The following is a 17540-nucleotide window of genomic DNA, read 5'->3' on the forward strand; positions in this document are numbered from 1 at the left end:
CGATCTATCCGTCAGGAGTCTTTGACTCAGTCCTCCACGACCTCAGCGTGAGCCATATTCGCCTTGAGGGTGGCGACGATTTCGCCGTGCTTCTTCTCGCTCAGGGTGACCTTGCGCGCGAAGACGAAGAACGCCAGGACGATGACGCCGAGGGGCGCGTAGAACGCCGCAGCCTTGAAGGTCTCGATGTTGGCGGTCGTCAGCAGGTCGGGGTTGACATCGTTAGTCATGGCGGCCGCGATGGCGACGAATCCGACAATGGAGTTCGACAGAGCACCGGCGATCTTGTCCAGCATGGGTCGCACCGAGAGGGTGACGGCTTCGTTGCGCTTGCCGGTCTTGAGCTGTCCGTACTCAACCGAGTCCGTGATCGTAAGGATCGCAGTCATCTGTATGCACGTGGCAGGCAGGTAGAAGAGCACAAGCGCGATGAAGACGACCGTGAGGTTCGTGGAGAAGAGGATGAACAGGACGTAGGCGATGGCCATGAGCGCCATACCGCCAAGGTAGAGGTAGCGGCGCGGCACGCGGCGGTTGATCGCCGGGTACAGGGGCGTCACAACCAGGCCGATGACGAAGGCGATGATGCCGACGACGGAGTAGATGTCGGGCAGGCGCAGCACGAACTTGAAGAGGTAGATCATGAAGCCCGTGGTCGCGACGTTCGCGATCGAGTAGAGGACGTAGGACAGGGAGACCCACAGGAGCTGATCGTTGCGTCCGATGGCCTGGAAGGCCTGCAGGGGGTTGGACTTGTCGCCCGGATCGCGCAGGACGCTTTCTTCCTCACGGGTGCCGAAGGCGACGGCCAGGCAGGTGACGATGCCGAGGAGCGCGATGACCGCACCAAATCCGGTCCAGCCCTCCTGGCTCTCAGAGCCAGCTCCGGCGAGGCCGCCGAAGAAGGCGACCACGGGGACGACAATGGCGGTGACGCCGTTGTAGCCGATCGAACCGGTGAAGGTACCCAAGGCGGTATAGACGCTTCGCTCCTCCGAGGAGGAGGACAGGGCGGGAATCATGCCCCAGTAGGAGATGTCGCGCAGCGAGTACAGGACGTCGAGCACCACGAAAACGATGATGAAAACGACGATGAAAACACCCTTGTTGACGTTGACCAGGCCAAAGAGTCCGGTGAAGATCGCGAAGAGCAGGATCGATGAGCCGACACCGCCGATCACCTGCCAGGGCTTGAAGCGGCCCCAGCGTGAGGTTGTGTTGTCGACCAGGTTCCCCAGGAGCGGGTCGATAAAGATCTCAGCGATGCGGATGATGAAGACGAGAGCCGTGATGATAGCGATCATCGCCTTAGCCTCGGAGTCCTCGTAGTCGCGGAACAGGGTCTGCGCCGCGTAGTACGTGACAAAGAATGTCGACAGCGCGTTGTAGTACGCCGCCTGTCCCAGATTACCGATCGCATAGCAGATGCGCGATACCCAGCTCTTGTGTGCACCTCGTTCGTGCGACATGGTCCCTCTCCTTCGAAGCAACTCTTGTGTGGACACTTGTAAGTTAACGGATTTACCGGTGATGCGCAAGGGATTTTTCGATTATTAGCTCACGCATGGTTACGTTATTGCGCGCATGAGAAAAAGGGGCTACTCTGATGGCAGAGCAAGTTCGCTCCATCGCAATGTCGCACATTCGGAGGTCACCGTGTCCCGCACCGCTCTTATCAACACGCCCAACCCAGCCTGGCTCCATGATCCGCAGGCCTTCGCTGTCAATCGACTGAGCGCCCGCTCGACGCACCGCTCCACAGCACCCAGCCAGAGCCTCGACGGCACCTGGGAGGTCGCACTCACCTCGGGCACCCGCGTGTCCCTCGGCTCCCCTACCGACGCATTCGATCAGGGCGACGTCCATTCCATCCCCGTCCCCTCCACCCTCGAGACGCAGGGACTATGGCCACCGGCCTATGTCAACATCCAGATGCCGTGGGACGGACATGAGGACCCTCAAGCCCCGGCCGCCCCCAGTGACTGCCGCGTCGCCGTCTACCGCCGTTCCTTCAACCTGGACGAGGCCGTGGCACAGACCCTGGATGCGCGCGGCAGCGTGCGAGTGCGCTTCGACGGCTTCGCGACGGCCCTCTACATCTGGGTGGACGGCACGTTCATCGGCTACTGCGAGGACGGCTACACGGCCAGCGAATTCGACATCACGGAAGCGCTGTCGGGCGAGACAGAGACGCACGACATCGTCGTCGTGTGCTACGAGTACTCCAGCGCCTCATGGCTGGAGGACCAGGACTCGTGGCGCTTCCACGGCCTGTTCCGCTCGGTGTCCCTGGTGGCGTTGCCCGCGACCCATGTGGAGAACCTCGCGGCGCGTGCAGACTACGACGCGGCAACCGGAGAGGGTACGCTCACCGTCGCTGCGCACATCGAGGGCGCACTCGAAAACACGACGATCACCGCAGAGCTGAGCGAGTCAGACGGACAGGTCGTCTGGCACCACGACGGACCCGCGAGCGCCCAGCGCCTCAACCTGGATGCGAAGCTAGCGGACGTGCAACCGTGGAGTGCGGAGTCCCCGTCGCTCTACACGTTGACGCTGACCCTCGAGGACGGGGACGGCGGCGCGGAGCGGGTAACCCAGCGGGTGGGCTTCCGGCGTTTCGAGATCGTCGACTCGGTCTTCACGCTCAACGGCCAGCGCCTGATCTTCCGCGGCTCGAACCGCCATGAGTTCAACGCACGCACGGGCCGCACGATGTCAATGGAGGACATGATCGCGGACGTTAAGCTGTGCAAGCAGCTCAACATCAACGCGATTCGTACCAGTCACTACCCCAACGACACCCGTTTCCTGGACCTGTGCGACGAGTACGGTCTCTACGTCATCGACGAGGCAAACCTGGAGACGCACGGCTCGTGGTGCACGCCCGGTGACATCCCCACCCCCGCCACCGCGATTCCGGGTTCGAAGATGGAGTGGGAGGGCGCGTGTGTGGACCGCCTAGAGTCGATGGTTCGCCAGGACTATAACCACCCGTCCGTGCTCATCTGGTCGCTGGGCAATGAGTCGTTCGGCGGCGAGGTCTTCCGCTCGATGTATCAACGCTCGCACGAACTTGATCCGGCGCGTCCGGTCCACTACGAGGGTGTGACCTGGGACCGTGAGTTCGACGACACCTCGGATATTGAGTCGCGCATGTATGCCCTACCCGACGCGATTGAGGAGTACCTGCGGGATAACCCGACGAAGCCCTACCTGTCGTGCGAGTACATGCACTCGATGGGTAACTCGGTGGGCGGCCTGCAGCTCTACACGGCCTTGGAGCGTTACCCCGCCTACGGAGGCGGTTTCATCTGGGATCTGGTTGACCAGGCGCTCTACCACGAGGCGACGGCCGGCTCGGGCGGTGAGTTCCTGGCGTACGGCGGTGATTTTGAGGATCGCCCCTGCGATTGGGAGTTTTCCTGCGACGGCATTCTCTTCGTCGATCGCACCCCGAAGCCCCAGGCGCAGGCCGTCAAGGCGCTCTACGCTCCGGTGATGCTCACCCCGAGCGCCAAGGAAATCCGAGTCAATGCGGTGGCTCTGCCCGCTGCTTTGTCGGATCTGCGTATCCGCGCTCGCGTGCTCGCCGACGGCGAGGTCGCGTGGGAGGAGATGTATGAGGCCGTGGCTGCCCCTGGCGAGGAGAGCGCCGTGGCCGTGGGTTGGCCGAGCGACCTCCTGGCCGACACGCAGCACGAGATCGTCCTGGAGGCCGCGCTCGTCCTGGCCTCCGACACACCATGGTGCGAGGCCGGACACGTCGTGTCCGTCGGGCAAACGATCTACTCGCGTCCCGAGGTGGCCGACACCGCGCCTGCGGGCGGGGTCTCCTTTACGGTGGGCCGCTGGAACATCGGCATGCGCGAGGGTGACAACGAGGCGTTGCTGTCTCGCACGGCGGGCGGCATCGTCCAGTGGAAGCGCGGGGAGACGGCCATGGTGGCACGCCCACCGCGCCTGACCACATTCCGTCCGCTCACGGACAACGACCGTGGCTGCGGTCACGGCTTTGATCGCGCGTGCTGGACGACGGCTGGTGCCTACGCGCGCTGCGTGGGCACGCGCGTGGAGGAGGGACCCGGCAGCGTTGTCGTGACCTACGAGTACAAGCTCGCTGGTCTGGACGAGGTGATCGTTCCGGTCCGCTACGAGCTGCGCGCCGACGGCACGATCCGCCTGACCGCAACCTACCCGGGTGCACAGGGTCTCCCGACCATGCCATGCTTCGGCGTGGAGTGGGCGCTCCCAGCTTCGATTGACCACCTGCGCTTCTACGGCCTCGGCCCCGTTGAGGCGTACGCGGATCGACTGGACGGTGCAACGCTGGGCGTGTGGGAGGCCGGCGCGGCGGAGGGCATCGCACCCTACGCGGTGCCGCAGGAGTGCGGCTACCACCCGGGTACGCGCTGGTGCGAGGTGACTGACGCCGAGGGCCACGGCCTGCGCGTCGATGCCCACGGCGAGCTGGGCGTCTCGCTCCTGCCCTATTCCTCGGCGCAGATCGAGCAGGCCGCACACTGGTGGGAGCTACCCGCACCCGAGGAACGCGCGGCGACCTACCTGCGCCTCCTCACCGCGCAGATGGGGGTCGGCGGCGACGACTCCTGGGGATCGCCGGTCCACGATGAGTTCCACGTCGACGCGAGCGGCGCACAGGTGCTCGACGTGACGCTGTCCCTCATCTGACGCACGCGGGCGGCGGGGGTATGTTCCAATCCCCCGCCGCTCACCTGTGTCTGCGCCACTGTTAGGACTCTGGCACGTCCTCGGCGGGCACGAAACTCTGGCGCGCGACCAGGCGGGTCGACAGCAATATATGATGCTTGTGTTTGAAGCGACCCACAATCGAGTCGGACAGCAGCATCAGAGTCGTCTCCGCCAGCTCGGAGGGTTCGATCGCGTAGGAGCTGAGCGGCGGTGCCGTGTACTCGCAGACCTCCAAGTTGTCGATAGAGACGACCGCCACCTGATCGGGCACGCGGATCCCGCGTGCGAACAGCGCCTGGAGGACACCGACAGCGAGCGAGTCCGCGGCAACCAGGAGCGCATCAGGCACCTTCTGGCCGCACGCGTCGAGCAGCGCCTCGGTCTGCCGACGCCCGTTGTCCACGGTAAAAGGACCGGTCGCGAACACCATGCCCTCAACCGGCATGTTCAGCAGGCGCGCCCACTCGTCGAACGCGATGGTTCGCGGGTCCTGGCAAAACAAGTGAGATCCCATCATGTGTCCGTCCCCGCCAATGAAACCGATGCGAGTCCGGCCCTGCTCGCGCAGCGCATAGATCGCTTCAATGACGGTCTGCTGCAGGTCGGGGCGCACGGAATGGAAGAGGGTGGGCGCAGGGTTAATGTCGATGAACACGCCGTGGGGCAGCGCCTCATGCAGCGCGGTCAGGTCTTCGCGCGTCAGGGGCGCGGGACCCAGCGAGACGAAACCGGAATACTCGTCGCTCGCGTCGATCAGTGAGCGCACGTCGGGAAAGAACGACAGGCTCATCATGTTCTCGATAGCGCGCTCGCTCAGCGCCTCGCGCACATCGGAAAAATAGGAATCACGCGGGCCGGGCGAGGAGTCGAAGTTTTCCAGCACCGCAATCGTCTGGGGGATGCCGGAACGAGAGGTGCGCAGCGCGTAGCCGAGTTCGTTGGCAACCTGGATCACGCGGTGGCGGGTCGACTCTTTCGCGGTGAAGCTGGGGTCACCAGATAAGACACGAGACACGGTCGCCTTCGAAAAGCCCGTCGCCTTCGCGATATCGCCAAGATTAACCATCGGCCTTATCCCCCAAACACCCTCTAGCCACCTCGTGACAGTCTAACCGACGCGGGACGTGCGAACGCGGATGAACGCCGCTCTACCCGGGGGTGTGTCGATGGACGAGGCCGTGGCTGGGTTTTCCTTCACCACTCGGCCCGCGCGACGCGCTTAGAGGCAGGAGGACTCGTCGTATTCGGCTTTGATGTCCTCGTGGTGACGGATAACCTCACGCACCATGAAACCCAGGAACTTCTCGGCAAAGTCGGGGTCGAGGCCGGAGGAGGCGGCCAGCGTGCGCAGGCGCTCGACCTGGCGGGCCTCGCGAGCTGGGTCTGCGGGAGGCAGATCCAGGCGCGCCTTGATGTGCCCGACGCGCTGCGTGCAGCGGAAACGCTCGGCGAGAATATGCACGAGCGCGGCGTCAATGTTGTCGATGGTGGCGCGAGCCTCGGCCAGCTCGGCGGGTACACCACTCACGCCCCGATCAGCGGAACCGGCAACCCGGGCTTCGTCTTGATTCTGCATGGAATCCTCCCGTTACGTCTCGACTGTTCAGAAGTCTAGCGGGAGGACTCAGGCACTGCGCTTACCTTCCGAGGAGCGTTCAGGATAAAGTTCGGCCTCGCCATAGCCTTCGACCAGATCGCGCGTGACGAGCACGCGGGCGACATCGTCGCGGCTAGGCAGGTCGAACATGAGATCAGAAAGTGTCTGTTCCATGATGGAGGACAGGCCGCGCGCGCCGGTCTTGCGTTCGTTCGCCAGAGTGGCGATAGCCAGGAGCGCGTCGTGGGTGAACTCCAGTTCCATACCGTCCAGCTCAAACAGGTGCTGGTACTGGCGCACGAGCGAGTTCGACGGTTCAGTCAGGACGCGGACCAGGTCTTCCTCCGTCAGCTCCTTCGTGGAGGTCAGGATGGGAAGTCGGCCAATGAACTCGGGGATCATGCCGAACTTGTGCAGATCCTCGGCGCTCACGGCCTCGTAGAGATCACCCATCTCCGAGGTGCTCTTCAGTTCGGACCCGAAGCCCGTGGAACGGCGGCCCAGGCGGGCCTTCACGATGTCTTCGATGCCAGCGAAGGCACCGGCGGCGATGAAGAGGATACCGGAGGTGTCGATCTCGAGGAACTGCTGGTGGGGGTGCTTGCGCCCGCCCGTGGGGGGCACGGAGGCGACCGTGCCTTCGATGATCTTCAGGAGGGCCTGTTGCACGCCTTCGCCCGACACGTCGCGGGTGATGGAGGCGTTCTCAGCCTTGCGGCCAATCTTGTCGATCTCGTCGACGTAGATGATGCCCTTCTCGGCCTTCTTGATGTCACCATCGGCCTCCTGAATGAGGCGCAGGAGAATGTTTTCCACGTCCTCGCCGACGTAGCCAGCCTCCGTCAGGGCGGTGGCGTCAACGATGGCGAAAGGCACGTCAAGCAGGCGGGCCAGGCAGCGCGCCAGGTGGGTCTTACCCGTGCCCGTGGGACCTAGCAGCAGAATGTTGGACTTCGTGCCCAGCATATCCTCGGCATTGCCGGCCTCACGCGAACGCACGCGCTTGTAGTGGTTATACACCGCGACCGAAAGGGCACGCTTCGCGCGATCCTGACCAATGACCCACGTATTCAGGAATTCATTAATCTCGCGAGGCTTGGGAAGGGGGGCAGCAGCCGTCAACGCTTGCTGCGCGCCCAACTCTTCCTCAATAATCTCGTTACACAGCTCGATGCATTCGTCACAGATGTATGCGCCGGAGCCACCGATGAGCTTACGCACCTGCTTCTGACTCTTCCCGCAGAAAGAGCACTTGAGCAGTTCCGCGCCATCAGTCAGACGAGCCACGAGACCTCCTCAAAATTGAACATTTTCCGTTCGGTCGAATATGTATTCGCACTTACTACAAAATAACCTAGTGCACAAGGGAGAAAAATCCATCGCGGCGCGCACATTGTTACGAAATGTTCACTTATCACAACACATCAGATCGTAACACGCATCACAGCATACTTTCAACGCGCTCAATAAGAGGCTTTCCCGCAACATTGGTCGGACACCATGCCCTTGTTTCAACAACGAGGCCGTGGCACCCGCCACGCGAAAACGCACGGGGAAGCCACGGCCTCGTCGATGACGACAGCGTCAGAGAGCCTTACGAGACTCAAGCACCTGATCGATCAGACCATACTCGGCCGCCTGCGGGGCAGTGAGGATCTTGTCGCGCTCGATGTCGCGGCGCACCTGCTCCACCGACTTACCCGAGTGGTACGAAATGGTGTCCTCGAGCCACGCGCGCATACGGTCGATCTCGTCGGCGACGATCTGGATGTCCGAGGCCTGCCCCTGCATACCCTCCATCGCCGGCTGGTGAATGAGGATACGAGCGTTAGGCAGCGCCAGACGCTTCCCGGGCGAACCAGCGGCCAGCAGCACGGCAGCTGCGGAGGCGGCCTGTCCGAGGCACACCGTCTGCACCTGCGGCTTGATGTACTGCATCGTGTCGTAGATCGCCGTCAGCGCCGTGAAGGAGCCACCGGGCGAGTTGATGTACATGGTGATCAGCGAATCCGGGTCCTGGGACTCCAGGACCAGCAGCTGCGCCATCACGTCATCGGCGCTGGCATCATCCACCTGCACGCCCAGGAACACGATGCGATCCTCGAACAGCTTCGTGTACGGATTTTGACGGCGGAAACCGTAGGCCGTGCGCTCCTCGAAGTCGGGCAGCACGTAGCGGGCCTGCGGCATCTGGCGGGCAACCGCCTCAAAGTAGGGCTGAGTGCTCATCAGTTCTCTCCTCGCGTTCCGATCTCCTGCGGGCTGTCGATCACGCGATCAACGAAGCCGTACTCGAGGGCCTCCTGCGCGGTGAACCAGTGGTCGCGATCACCATCGGCCTCCACCTGCTCGACAGTCTTGCCCGTGCGAGACGCGGTGATCGCTGCGAGTTCCTTCTTCATGCCCAGGATCAGGTCCGCGTTAATGCGGATCTCCGTCGCCGAGCCGCCAGCGCCACCCAGGGGCTGGTGCAGCAGCACGCGCGTGTGAGGCGTGATGTAACGCTTCCCAGGAGCACCCGCGGTCAGCAGGAACTGACCCATCGACGCGGCCAGACCCATGCCGACCGTGACGACGTCCGGCTTGATGTACTGCATCGTGTCGTAAATAGCCATACCGGCCGTGACCGAGCCGCCGGGCGAGTTGATGTACAGGTAGATATCGCGGTCCGGATCCTCGGCCGCGAGCAGCAGCAGCTGCGCGCAAATCGCGTTCGCGTTCTCATCGCGGACCTCGCCGCCCAGCCAAATGATGCGCTCCTTGAGCAGGCGCTGGTAGACCGAGTCGCCCAGTCCCAGCTGCGAGCCATCGCCAGCAGCCCCGGTATTGTGCACGCTCACGCGTACCTCCTCGTCTGTTCGCGGGCCCAGGTGGCCCCATTGGTGTCAACCGTACCCGGTGCGCGGCCCGCAGCGCGCGCGCCGGGCCGCCGTTTCGCTGTCGGCACATGCGCTCGAGGGGCGAGGCCCAGGCCTCGCCCCTCGAGATTAGATCGGGGTGATCGTCAGTGCGACAGTCTCGCGCCCGCACTCACTCCTGCTCGTCGGCGACCTCGGTAATGATCTCCGCGCCCTCTTCGGTGGCGGGATCGGTGCCGAAGAACTTGGACAGATCAACGTCAGCGCCGTTGGTGTCCTTGACGGTGACGACCTTGAGGGCCTCGATGAGGGCCTTCGAGCGGCCGAGGTCAGCAACAACGTTCGACATCTGCTGGGGGGAAGAGAACAGCTGGTTGATGTCGATGCCGAAGTTCTGGGACATCTGGATCGCGTAGTCGATGAGTTCCTGCTGGGAGACCTGGACGTCGAACTTCTTGGCCAAGGCCTCGGAGAGCAGCTCGGTGCGAATCTCCTTCTCGACAGCCTCGCGAGCTTCCTTCTTCTCCTTGGGCTTGGCGTCCTCGCCCACGCGGTGCTCGACCTGGTGGTCGACCGCGGACTCGGGCAGAACGATCTCAACCTTGCCGAGGAGAACGTCGATCAGGGCGTCGCGCGCGGCGAGGGCCTGCTGGGACTCCTTGGACTCGGCGGCCTGCTTCTTGAGGTCTTCCTTGAGTTCGTCGATGGTGTCGAACTCGGAGACCATCTGAGCGAAGTCGTCGTCAGCCTTGGGCAGCTCGCGCGCTTTCATAGCCTTGACCGTGATAGTGACTTCAGCCTCTTCACCCTCGTGGTCGCCGCCCTTGAGCGTGGATGTGAAGGTGACCTCGTCGCCGGCCTTGGTGCCGCGCAGGGCGGTGTCCTGGCCGTCGAGCATGGTGCCAGAGCCGATCTCGTAGGAGACGTCAGAGGCGGAGTCAACCTGCTCGCCGTTGATGGTGGCAACCAGGTCGATGGTGGCGAAGTCGCCAGTCTTGGCCTTGCGGTTGATGGTCTTGAGGGTGGCGAAGCGGCCACGCAGGTCTTCGAGTTCCTTCTCCACGTCCTCGTCGGTGACCTTGGTGGGGGCAACCTCGACGACGATGGACTCGTCGATCTCGGGCAGCTCGAAGGCGGGGACCACGTCAACCTCGGCGGTGAAGACCAGCTGGCCGCCCTGGGGGCCGGTCACGTTCGGGATCTCGGTGACGTCGACGGTCGGCTGAGCCATGGGGCGCAGGTCGTTCTCGTTGACGGCGTCGGAGTAGTGGCCGGGCAGGACCTGGTTGACGACCTGCTCGATGACGGCGGCGCGGCCGAAACGCTGGTCGATGATGCGCGGAGGCACGTGGCCCTTACGGAAGCCGGGGATGTTGACCTGTCCGGCGATCTCCTTGTACGCCTTGTCCATTTCGGACTTGAGTTCCTCAAAGGGAACCTCAACGGTCAGACGAACCTTGGTGGGCTCGAGGGTTTCGACGGTGCTCTTCACGTGCGTACGCTCCGTAGTCTACGAATAGGGGAACGCCCACTTCGGGCGCATGACAACTCGCCCAGTGTACGCCACGGCCCCGGCGATGTCTCTCTTCGCCGTGCCAAATCGGGCGTATGGACCCGATCACGGCCTGATCTCGTGCGCAATTACACACGCGTGACGTTTCGTGCGCCTGGGTGACGAGGCCGGGGCGGAGGCGTCGGGTCGCGTGTCCTCAGATTGTCAGGTAGTGGGAACGGCCGCGCACGACGGCGGCCAGACGCGCGCGAGGCACGTCGGCGACCTGGCGCACGCCACCGACGATAGCGGCGTGAGTAGCCCGGGCTTCGGAGTCGTCGACGGCGGTGAAGCGCGCTGTCACGCGAGGCTGACCTGCGGCGATGGCGATGTCCCAGGATTCGAGTCGGGTGACGGCACGCGCCGCCTGCTCAACTTCTTCGGGGGCCCGGCCGGGTGCGAGGGTGGTGACCGTCATGATGGTGCGATAGGACGGCATGGCCTCTCCCCTGCTGACGTTTTGCGCGACAGTACTGCCGCTGATGGTCGGGGTGACAGGATTTGAACCTGCGACCCTCTGCTCCCAAAGCAGATGCGCTACCAAGCTGCGCTACACCCCGAAGGACTCGTGTCCGATGCACCATCATACGGGAGCGAATGCTAAATGTCGCGCACGTGGACGTTTGCCGCTAAGCTCTTCCGTGTCCCCCTCGGGGGTACGCGGATGTAGCTCAATGGTAGAGCCTCTGCCTTCCAAGCAGATCACGCGGGTTCGATTCCCGTCATCCGCTCCAAAAGAACGTCACTCTGGATACAAAGGTTTCCGGCACGGCCAGGAACTATCCAGGGTGGCGTTTTCGCTGTTCTGTGGCGGTTTTGGGGTGTTGAAGCCGGGTGTGCGGTGCCATGGAGGAGCCTCTGACGGCGGCTGATCGGAGCCTCGGAGGGGTGACTCAGGGGCTCGCTCGGTGCGTCGAGGCAGAAAGCGTCAAAAATGTGGCCTTGCGTCAAAAGGTTCAGCTCCGCGTCAAAAAGTACAGCCTCGCGCTCTCACGGATCAACCAGAAAACGACAAGGTCCCAAGGAACGCCCGGAGACCGAGTTTGAAAAAACCGGGACATGTTGGATTTGGACCAAACGTGTGCTGAGGTAGTACTTCACCCTTGCTGGACCATGGTTTACATTAGCTATATTTTGTATCTTACAATTACCTGGTTATCCAAATAGGTAGGCTTACCTCAGTCTCGAAGGAGCGCAATTAGGCTAAATCATAGTCGGATCTGAACACTCTAAAAGTTGCCCCTGCCGAACCTTGCATTCGGCTTAGCCTTGTTGTACCATAGTGACGCAGGTGACTTTCTGCTACCCGAATATGTTCAGATTCTGAGAGATTGGACAAGTCATGGTCCCCTTTGACCTTGACACCCGTGTTGAAGAGGTTGAGGAAGCTGTTTGTCCTCAAATCGCCTCGAAGTTCCTGTGCGCCCCTGGGTGCCCGACCGGCGGCATTGCACGCTTCACTACCCAGTGTACTAACGTCTGCGGCATCTCTGTTGGCTTCAAGCAGTTAGTAGCTTTGTCGCAACAGTCGGCCCTGGAGGTAAGGCATCCTAGGCCTTACCTCCAGGGCCGTTTTCTTTGAAAGGTAGGCCATGCCAGCTATATCGGTAACTGATTTGTCGGTTGGGTACAAGAATTCCCCAGTAGTGAGCGGCATTAACTTGCAGCTAAATACTGGCAGGATAATCTGCCTCCTTGGACCAAATGGAGCAGGTAAAACCACCTTAATGAAAACGCTCCTCGGTCGGATAAAACCAGTAAGTGGCCACATTAGATACGATCAGACAGACATTAGCGAAATGTCAGCTGCAATCGACCATCCAAGCCACTTTCCATATCTGAGTGGTAAACAAAATGTACAGGTCGTCGCGGCATTCTGGGGTCTGGATGTTGATCCTGAGTCGGCCTTGGATAGTGTGGACATCGTCCGCGCTGCCCACGGGCGGAAAGCCAAGGACTACTCGACCGGCATGAAGGAACGGCTGGAGCTTTGTCTTGCTTTATTATCTAGACCAAAATTTTTGTTCCTTGATGAGCCACAGAATGGTTTGGATCCAGATGGCATGATCTCCTTGTCTGCGACGCTTCGTCGTTATCGGGACGAAGGGAACTGCGTTGTAATATCAACGCACCTCCTCCATGAGATTCAAGGCGTCCCGGATGAGTGTGTCGTAGTTCGTAACGGCAAAGCTTTGCATATCCCCGACCTCAACGGCGTGAATCTCGCGGACCTATATAACCGGAGGTAGGGCCATGCCAATCACTTCAGCTATCCGTGCTTTGCTTACTTACTATTGGAATATCTGGTATTTTCTCGCGGCTATCTTGGGCTCAATGGCGTCGCTATTCCTCGGCGCATGGATTTCAAGTGAGGCAAGCGGAACTCCAATAACAGGGGGATACAGCTTCTTCTTTACTGGAACGCAGCCACTGATTTCCCTCGCATTACTCTTTATACTTGATGCTAGGGTTTCCGAGGTCCACTATGGGGGTTTGCCTCGGCAGGTATACATTGCTTGGTTACCTAGCGTCCTGCGCACTATCTGTCGAACGCTTTTAATAATTCTTGTGAACCTGCTTAGTGTGCTGTTATTCGATCTAACAATGGTTTTGTCTGGTTCGAAGATGCACTCAGGGCTAGCGACCCTGCTTTGCTTTCTTACCCTCCAAAGTATACTAATTGCTCTGATCTACTCAACATTAGAAAGTCTCTCAAGACCTCCGGCTGCCGCGGTAATTTCAGGTGTTCTTCTGTACTTCTGGATAGTGCTACCCCGTAACCTAGCTGACAATGCTACCCCATACATATCAAACGCCGTCCACTTGGTAGGGCTGAATCTCAATGGTACCACAAACTCGTTCGTAGATATCCAGGAGCAATCAAATTTGGGTTTCTCTGCGCTTATCCCGATAGCAATCCTAATTATTATCTATGTTCTTGTGACTAGGTTTCGAAGTGAAGGAGCATTAAGAAAATGAAGTTTTTGTGTTCTATCGAGCGAATCGCAATCATTCGTTGGGTCACGATTGCTTATATCGGTGCACTAGTTCTTCCGGTGCTATTTCTCCGTTATGGAAATATCATTGCCGTAGCGCAATCCGCGTTACTCATCGCGCTCCCAATTGCCACGGCAGGTCTAGCTTTATCGCATGCTAAGGTCCCTGCCTCGTATGTCTCGTTTAGTATTCACGATAAAGTTCTGCTCCGGTTCATTGCTAAATCGCTGCTTCTCGCACAAGTAGTTAACCTTTGTTTGAGTCTGCTTTATGTCTCTGTCATTGGCGAGATTGTTAATGAGCCACTGTCGAGTCATACTGCTTTAGTACTTGTTTTCTCTTCGGTTGTGCTAACTCTGGCCTGTTTTGCGCTTCGGCTTTGGACTACTTCATTAGTTTCATGGATTGTTATCATCTTTTTTGTGGTGGCAGGTCTTCCGATTAGCACTGGTGATTTTGCAAACTCACCTGTTTTGTTTGCTGTCGTTCCCACGACTTGGGTTTCAAAAGGTGCCACCTTTGGCTATATATTTTCTACCGGGATTCTGTTGGCTGCGATAAGTTCGGGGTTTTTACTGAGGTCGGTGAAACGTGCATAGTTATACTGGTTCTTCCGAGTTGAGTGTGGGTGACCGGGTGTTGGTCGGGGGTTGCGGGTAGAGGTCGAGGTCCTTGATGATAAGCGGACTTCTACCCCCGCGATCTTCAAAGGACCTCGACAATGTCGGGTTATAGGACATTTCGTGTTGCTGGGGTGAGTCCCAGGTGTTGTGGTAGGGGGTGGTGTGGTGGAGTTCGTTGAAGCAGATTGCGTCGCCCCAGCCAGGGATGATGCCGGTGGCTTGGTAGGTTTGGCTGGCGTGGTACCAGGCATTTTCGAGGGCTGCGTCGGTGGGCATGGTCGCCAGGATCGTTGCCGCTGGTTGCGGGTGGGGAGAGTGGGTGTAGCACCACCAAAACACGGCTTTCATACGTCGGGTTAGGCGCATGCCGCGGTGGTCGCGCAGCATCTGGCGTAATTGGGCGTTCGTGCTTTCGATCTGGTTGGTCATCGCGGGCATCTGGTGTGTCCAGGTGGGCTCCAGGTAGGTGAACAAGAGCCCCTGGGAGATGAGCTTGTTGAGGCTGTTACGCGCTCGCACGAGACGTTCGTGGGTGTATTCCCATCCCCCCTCAGGTCTGCGTGTTTTCTCCTCCAGGAAGTCCTTCCAGCGCGTGCACCACTCCTGGTAGGCGCCTATCCATTCCTGAGCATCTTCGATGTCTGTCACGTGGGTGAGCTGGCGCCCAAGAGCGTATAAGCGTTGTGAGGCCTCCAGTTTGGGGCGCGTTGTGGTGGCTTGGCGGATACGGCAATACGCGTGGAAGGTACAGCGTTGAACGCGCGTGGTAGGCCAGACCTTCGTGCACGCCCTGGCAAAGCCACTACCCCCGTCGGTGACGACCAGGGCCGGGGGCGCGATCCGGCTCATGAGCGCGCCCCAGGCCCGAGAGTTCTCGCTCCTAGCCGCGTACCAGCCCAGCACACAATCGGGTGTTTGGGCGATAAGCACCACGGCATTTCGGCCCAGGTGAATACCGTCGACGACAATGACCTCATGAACCTCATCGACGATCGGGCTGAACGGCCATAACTGCCACAACGCCTCACAACGCCTACGAAACGAACGACCCCCACCAGACAAATCCACCTGACGACGCCGACCCAGCAGCCAGGCCAAGAACTCATCAAGATGCTTCGCCGTAGAGTCAATGTCGTTCAACGTCGTGATTTTGCAGGGTTTACACCGCCAACGCTGACGACCTGTAGACGTCTTACCGTGACGGATCATGGGGCGGCCACACACAGGCCCGCGATGCAGTATTCACAGGAACGAGGCAAACACGACCAACTAAAATCGTGACTTTCCCGCGCGACAAAGCCAAAAAGTCACTCCTCCAGCAACACGTAGTGTCCTATAACCCCAGAGACCTACAACCCCATTGACAGCATCCTCGCTGATAAAAATGGCCCCGGCCATTTGTGCATTGCTGACGCAAGAGGCCTGACCGGGGATCTGTTACTGGAAGGCTACAACAATCTCCCCATCGTCAGCAAGTAGGTTCAGCATGATCTCGGGTTAGCCGTAGCACAGCGCCAATCAACAGCAGAACACAGGTAGGTGATACCCACGGATGCAGGAATCTCCGAGCGTGGCATCGCCAAACAATCGGAAAGCCTCGGGCCGAGCGGCCCGAGGCTTTCGCGTCCCCCTCACGCTCACGCCGATTCGGGGAACGTGGAGGTGTCGATGACGTAGCGGTAGCGCACGCGCGAATCCACGATGTTGTCGTAGGCCTCCGTGATGTCCTCACCGGTGATCATCTCAACCTGCGGGATGACACCGTGCTCAGCACAGAAGTCCAGCATCTCCTGAGTTTCGGCGATGCCGCCGATCTGGGAGCCAGCGAAAGACTTGCCGCCGTTCACGAAGGCGCGCAGCGGCAGCGAGACGGGCTCGGTGGGCAAGCCCACATCAACGAAGACGCCGTAGGGACGCAGGGCCGCCATGTATCCGGCGTAGTCGAGGCCGTCGGCAGACACGGTGCACAGGATCAGGTCGAAGGAACCGCGCAGGGATTCAAGCACGCCTTCCTCGCTGGTCGCATAGAAGTGGTCAGCACCGAAGCGGCGTGCGTCGACTTCCTTGGAACGTCCATGAGAGATGACGGACACGTCTGCGCCCATGGCCTTGGCGATCTGCACGCCCACGTGCCCGAGACCCCCCATACCCAGGATGGCCACGCGCACACCGGGACCCACGTTGTAATGCTTCAGCGGCGAGTAGGTGGTGATACCAGCGCACAGGAGAGGGGCGCAGGCCGCAAAATCCAGCTCAGACGGGATATGCAGCGCAAAGTCGGCGCGCACCGTGAAGCCCCGAGAGTATCCTCCTGTCGTCGGCTTCCCCTCGGCGTCGGCACGGTAGGTCCACAGGGTTCCAGGCGTCGAGGTGCACCACTGCTCGTAGCCGGACTCGCACATCTCGCAAGTGCCGCACGAGCCGACCAAGCAGCCCACGCCCACGCGGTCCCCCACCTTGAAGGTCGTCACGCCGGGGCCAACCTTGGCGACTGTGCCAACGAACTCATGGCCAGGCACAAGCGGGTAAGCGACGGGACCCCACTCGCCGCGGGCGGAATGGATGTCAGAGTGGCAAATGCCCGCGTAGGCGACATCGAAGTAGATCTCGCCCTCGCCCGGCTCACGAATGTCGATCTGCAGGGGATGGAACTGGGTGGTGGCATCGTCGCAACCGTAAGCGATTACGCTGGGCATCACAACTCCTTTGTCCAATCAATTCGGGATGACACAAGCATACTGCAACAAAAAGCCCCGACGCCGAAGTGAACTGCCTCCCGTTTCTTGGACATCGAAATTGAAGTCCTGGGAATGGGAGGCTTTTCGTGCCTGTGGATGTATGTGTGAGGCATGATCGTTTGCTTCGGGAGCAGGCGGTGGTGATGTTTGAGAGGGGATTTGGTTATCGTTTGGCTGCCAGGAGGCTTGGTGTGTCTGCTGAGACTGTGAGAGAGTGGCACAAGATGTACCGAGTGATCGGGAGGGATGGGCTTCTTGCCATGGGAGTAAAGCAGACCAGATACGACTATGAGACCAAGGTCGGTGCGGCGAGGGCCGTGGTTGATGGTGGGATGAGTAAGCCTGAGGCGATGGTGCGTTTTGGTATTGCGAGTGCGACTCCGTTGAAGCGGTGGTGCAGGCTGTACCGCGAGGGCGGCGCGCAGGCCCTTAAGCCCAAGCCTAAGGGCAGGCCGAAGGGGT

At 60.5% G+C, this 17540-nt stretch carries 14 protein-coding genes, 2 tRNA genes and 1 pseudogene; 6 read left to right on the forward strand and 11 right to left on the reverse strand.

The features are described from left to right. Nucleotides 1-26: 26 nt before the first annotated feature. Complete coding sequence (locus O3932_RS02775) at nucleotides 27-1469, reverse strand: glycoside-pentoside-hexuronide (GPH):cation symporter (protein WP_296504709.1); 1443 nt, start codon at nucleotides 1467-1469, stop codon at nucleotides 27-29. 187 nt (nucleotides 1470-1656) lie between these two features. Here O3932_RS02775 and O3932_RS02780 point away from each other — a divergent pair, with 187 nt between their 5' ends. After that, a complete protein-coding gene (locus O3932_RS02780; RefSeq protein WP_371536047.1) occupies nucleotides 1657-4692 on the forward strand; it encodes a glycoside hydrolase family 2 TIM barrel-domain containing protein in 3036 nt (1011 codons plus the stop codon). 61 nt (nucleotides 4693-4753) lie between these two features. Here the strand turns inward: O3932_RS02780 and O3932_RS02785 are convergent, their stop codons facing one another. The 8 genes from O3932_RS02785 to O3932_RS02820 all read right to left on the reverse strand — a co-directional run bounded on the left by O3932_RS02785 (nucleotide 4754) and on the right by O3932_RS02820 (nucleotide 11280). Beyond that, entirely contained in the window at nucleotides 4754-5779 is a 1026-nt protein-coding gene (locus O3932_RS02785; RefSeq protein WP_371536050.1) for a LacI family DNA-binding transcriptional regulator, read from the reverse strand. Between the two features lie 153 nt (nucleotides 5780-5932). Next, on the reverse strand, nucleotides 5933-6289 hold the full coding sequence (locus O3932_RS02790; protein WP_009647517.1) for a chorismate mutase: 357 nt from the start codon (nucleotides 6287-6289) through the stop codon (nucleotides 5933-5935). Nucleotides 6290-6337: 48 nt separating this feature from the next. After that, on the reverse strand, nucleotides 6338-7597 hold the full coding sequence (gene clpX, locus O3932_RS02795; RefSeq protein WP_009647536.1) for an ATP-dependent Clp protease ATP-binding subunit ClpX: 1260 nt from the start codon (nucleotides 7595-7597) through the stop codon (nucleotides 6338-6340). 297 nt (nucleotides 7598-7894) lie between these two features. Next, nucleotides 7895-8539, reverse strand: coding sequence for an ATP-dependent Clp protease proteolytic subunit (locus O3932_RS02800; RefSeq protein WP_009647520.1), 645 nt, complete (start codon nucleotides 8537-8539; stop codon nucleotides 7895-7897). Further along, nucleotides 8539-9150, reverse strand: a complete 612-nt coding sequence (locus O3932_RS02805) for an ATP-dependent Clp protease proteolytic subunit (protein ID WP_009647542.1) — start codon at nucleotides 9148-9150, stop codon at nucleotides 8539-8541. The genes O3932_RS02800 and O3932_RS02805 overlap by 1 nt, the downstream gene beginning before the upstream one ends. A gap of 190 nt (nucleotides 9151-9340) precedes the next feature. Beyond that, nucleotides 9341-10660 carry a trigger factor gene (gene tig, locus O3932_RS02810; RefSeq protein WP_371536055.1) on the reverse strand — a complete coding sequence of 440 codons (1320 nt, stop codon included), beginning with the start codon at nucleotides 10658-10660 and terminating at the stop codon, nucleotides 9341-9343. Nucleotides 10661-10877: 217 nt separating this feature from the next. Continuing rightward, nucleotides 10878-11159, reverse strand: a complete 282-nt coding sequence (locus O3932_RS02815; protein WP_371536058.1) for an FMN-dependent dehydrogenase — start codon at nucleotides 11157-11159, stop codon at nucleotides 10878-10880. 44 nt (nucleotides 11160-11203) lie between these two features. After that, nucleotides 11204-11280: transfer RNA gene (locus tag O3932_RS02820), tRNA-Pro, on the reverse strand. Nucleotides 11281-11380: 100 nt separating this feature from the next. On the opposite strand from O3932_RS02820, the gene O3932_RS02825 reads away from it, so the two are divergent. The 4 genes from O3932_RS02825 (at nucleotide 11381) to O3932_RS02840 (ending at nucleotide 14316) form a co-directional block, all read left to right on the forward strand. Next, nucleotides 11381-11454, forward strand: a tRNA-Gly gene (locus tag O3932_RS02825). 608 nt (nucleotides 11455-12062) lie between these two features. After that, nucleotides 12063-12302, forward strand: coding sequence for a gallidermin/nisin family lantibiotic (locus O3932_RS02830; protein WP_371536061.1), 240 nt, complete (start codon nucleotides 12063-12065; stop codon nucleotides 12300-12302). Nucleotides 12303-12366: 64 nt separating this feature from the next. After that, the gene (locus O3932_RS02835; RefSeq protein ID WP_371536064.1) at nucleotides 12367-12969 is read left to right on the forward strand and encodes an ABC transporter ATP-binding protein; all 603 of its coding nucleotides are present in this window, start codon (nucleotides 12367-12369) and stop codon (nucleotides 12967-12969) included. 726 nt (nucleotides 12970-13695) lie between these two features. Next, nucleotides 13696-14316: a cytochrome C oxidase subunit IV gene (locus O3932_RS02840; RefSeq protein WP_371536066.1), complete on the forward strand. Its 621-nt coding sequence runs from the start codon at nucleotides 13696-13698 to the stop codon at nucleotides 14314-14316. A 159-nt stretch (nucleotides 14317-14475) separates the two neighbouring features. On the opposite strand, the pseudogene O3932_RS02845 reads toward O3932_RS02840, so the two are convergent. Together O3932_RS02845 and O3932_RS02850 are read right to left on the reverse strand one after the other, a co-directional pair. Further along, nucleotides 14476-15549: pseudogene (locus O3932_RS02845) on the reverse strand (IS1249 family transposase); the annotation flags it as partial. A 428-nt stretch (nucleotides 15550-15977) separates the two neighbouring features. Further along, a complete protein-coding gene (locus tag O3932_RS02850; protein WP_371536068.1) occupies nucleotides 15978-17036 on the reverse strand; it encodes an NAD(P)-dependent alcohol dehydrogenase in 1059 nt (352 codons plus the stop codon). A gap of 185 nt (nucleotides 17037-17221) precedes the next feature. Between O3932_RS02850 and O3932_RS02855 the strand changes: the two genes are divergently transcribed. Beyond that, nucleotides 17222-17540, forward strand: a 319-nt coding sequence (locus O3932_RS02855; protein WP_371536077.1) for a helix-turn-helix domain-containing protein, incomplete at its 3' end; no start/stop codon positions are given.

It is taken from the genome of Pauljensenia sp. 20925_1_25, assembly GCF_041433955.1.
Classification (GTDB): domain Bacteria; phylum Actinomycetota; class Actinomycetes; order Actinomycetales; family Actinomycetaceae; genus Pauljensenia.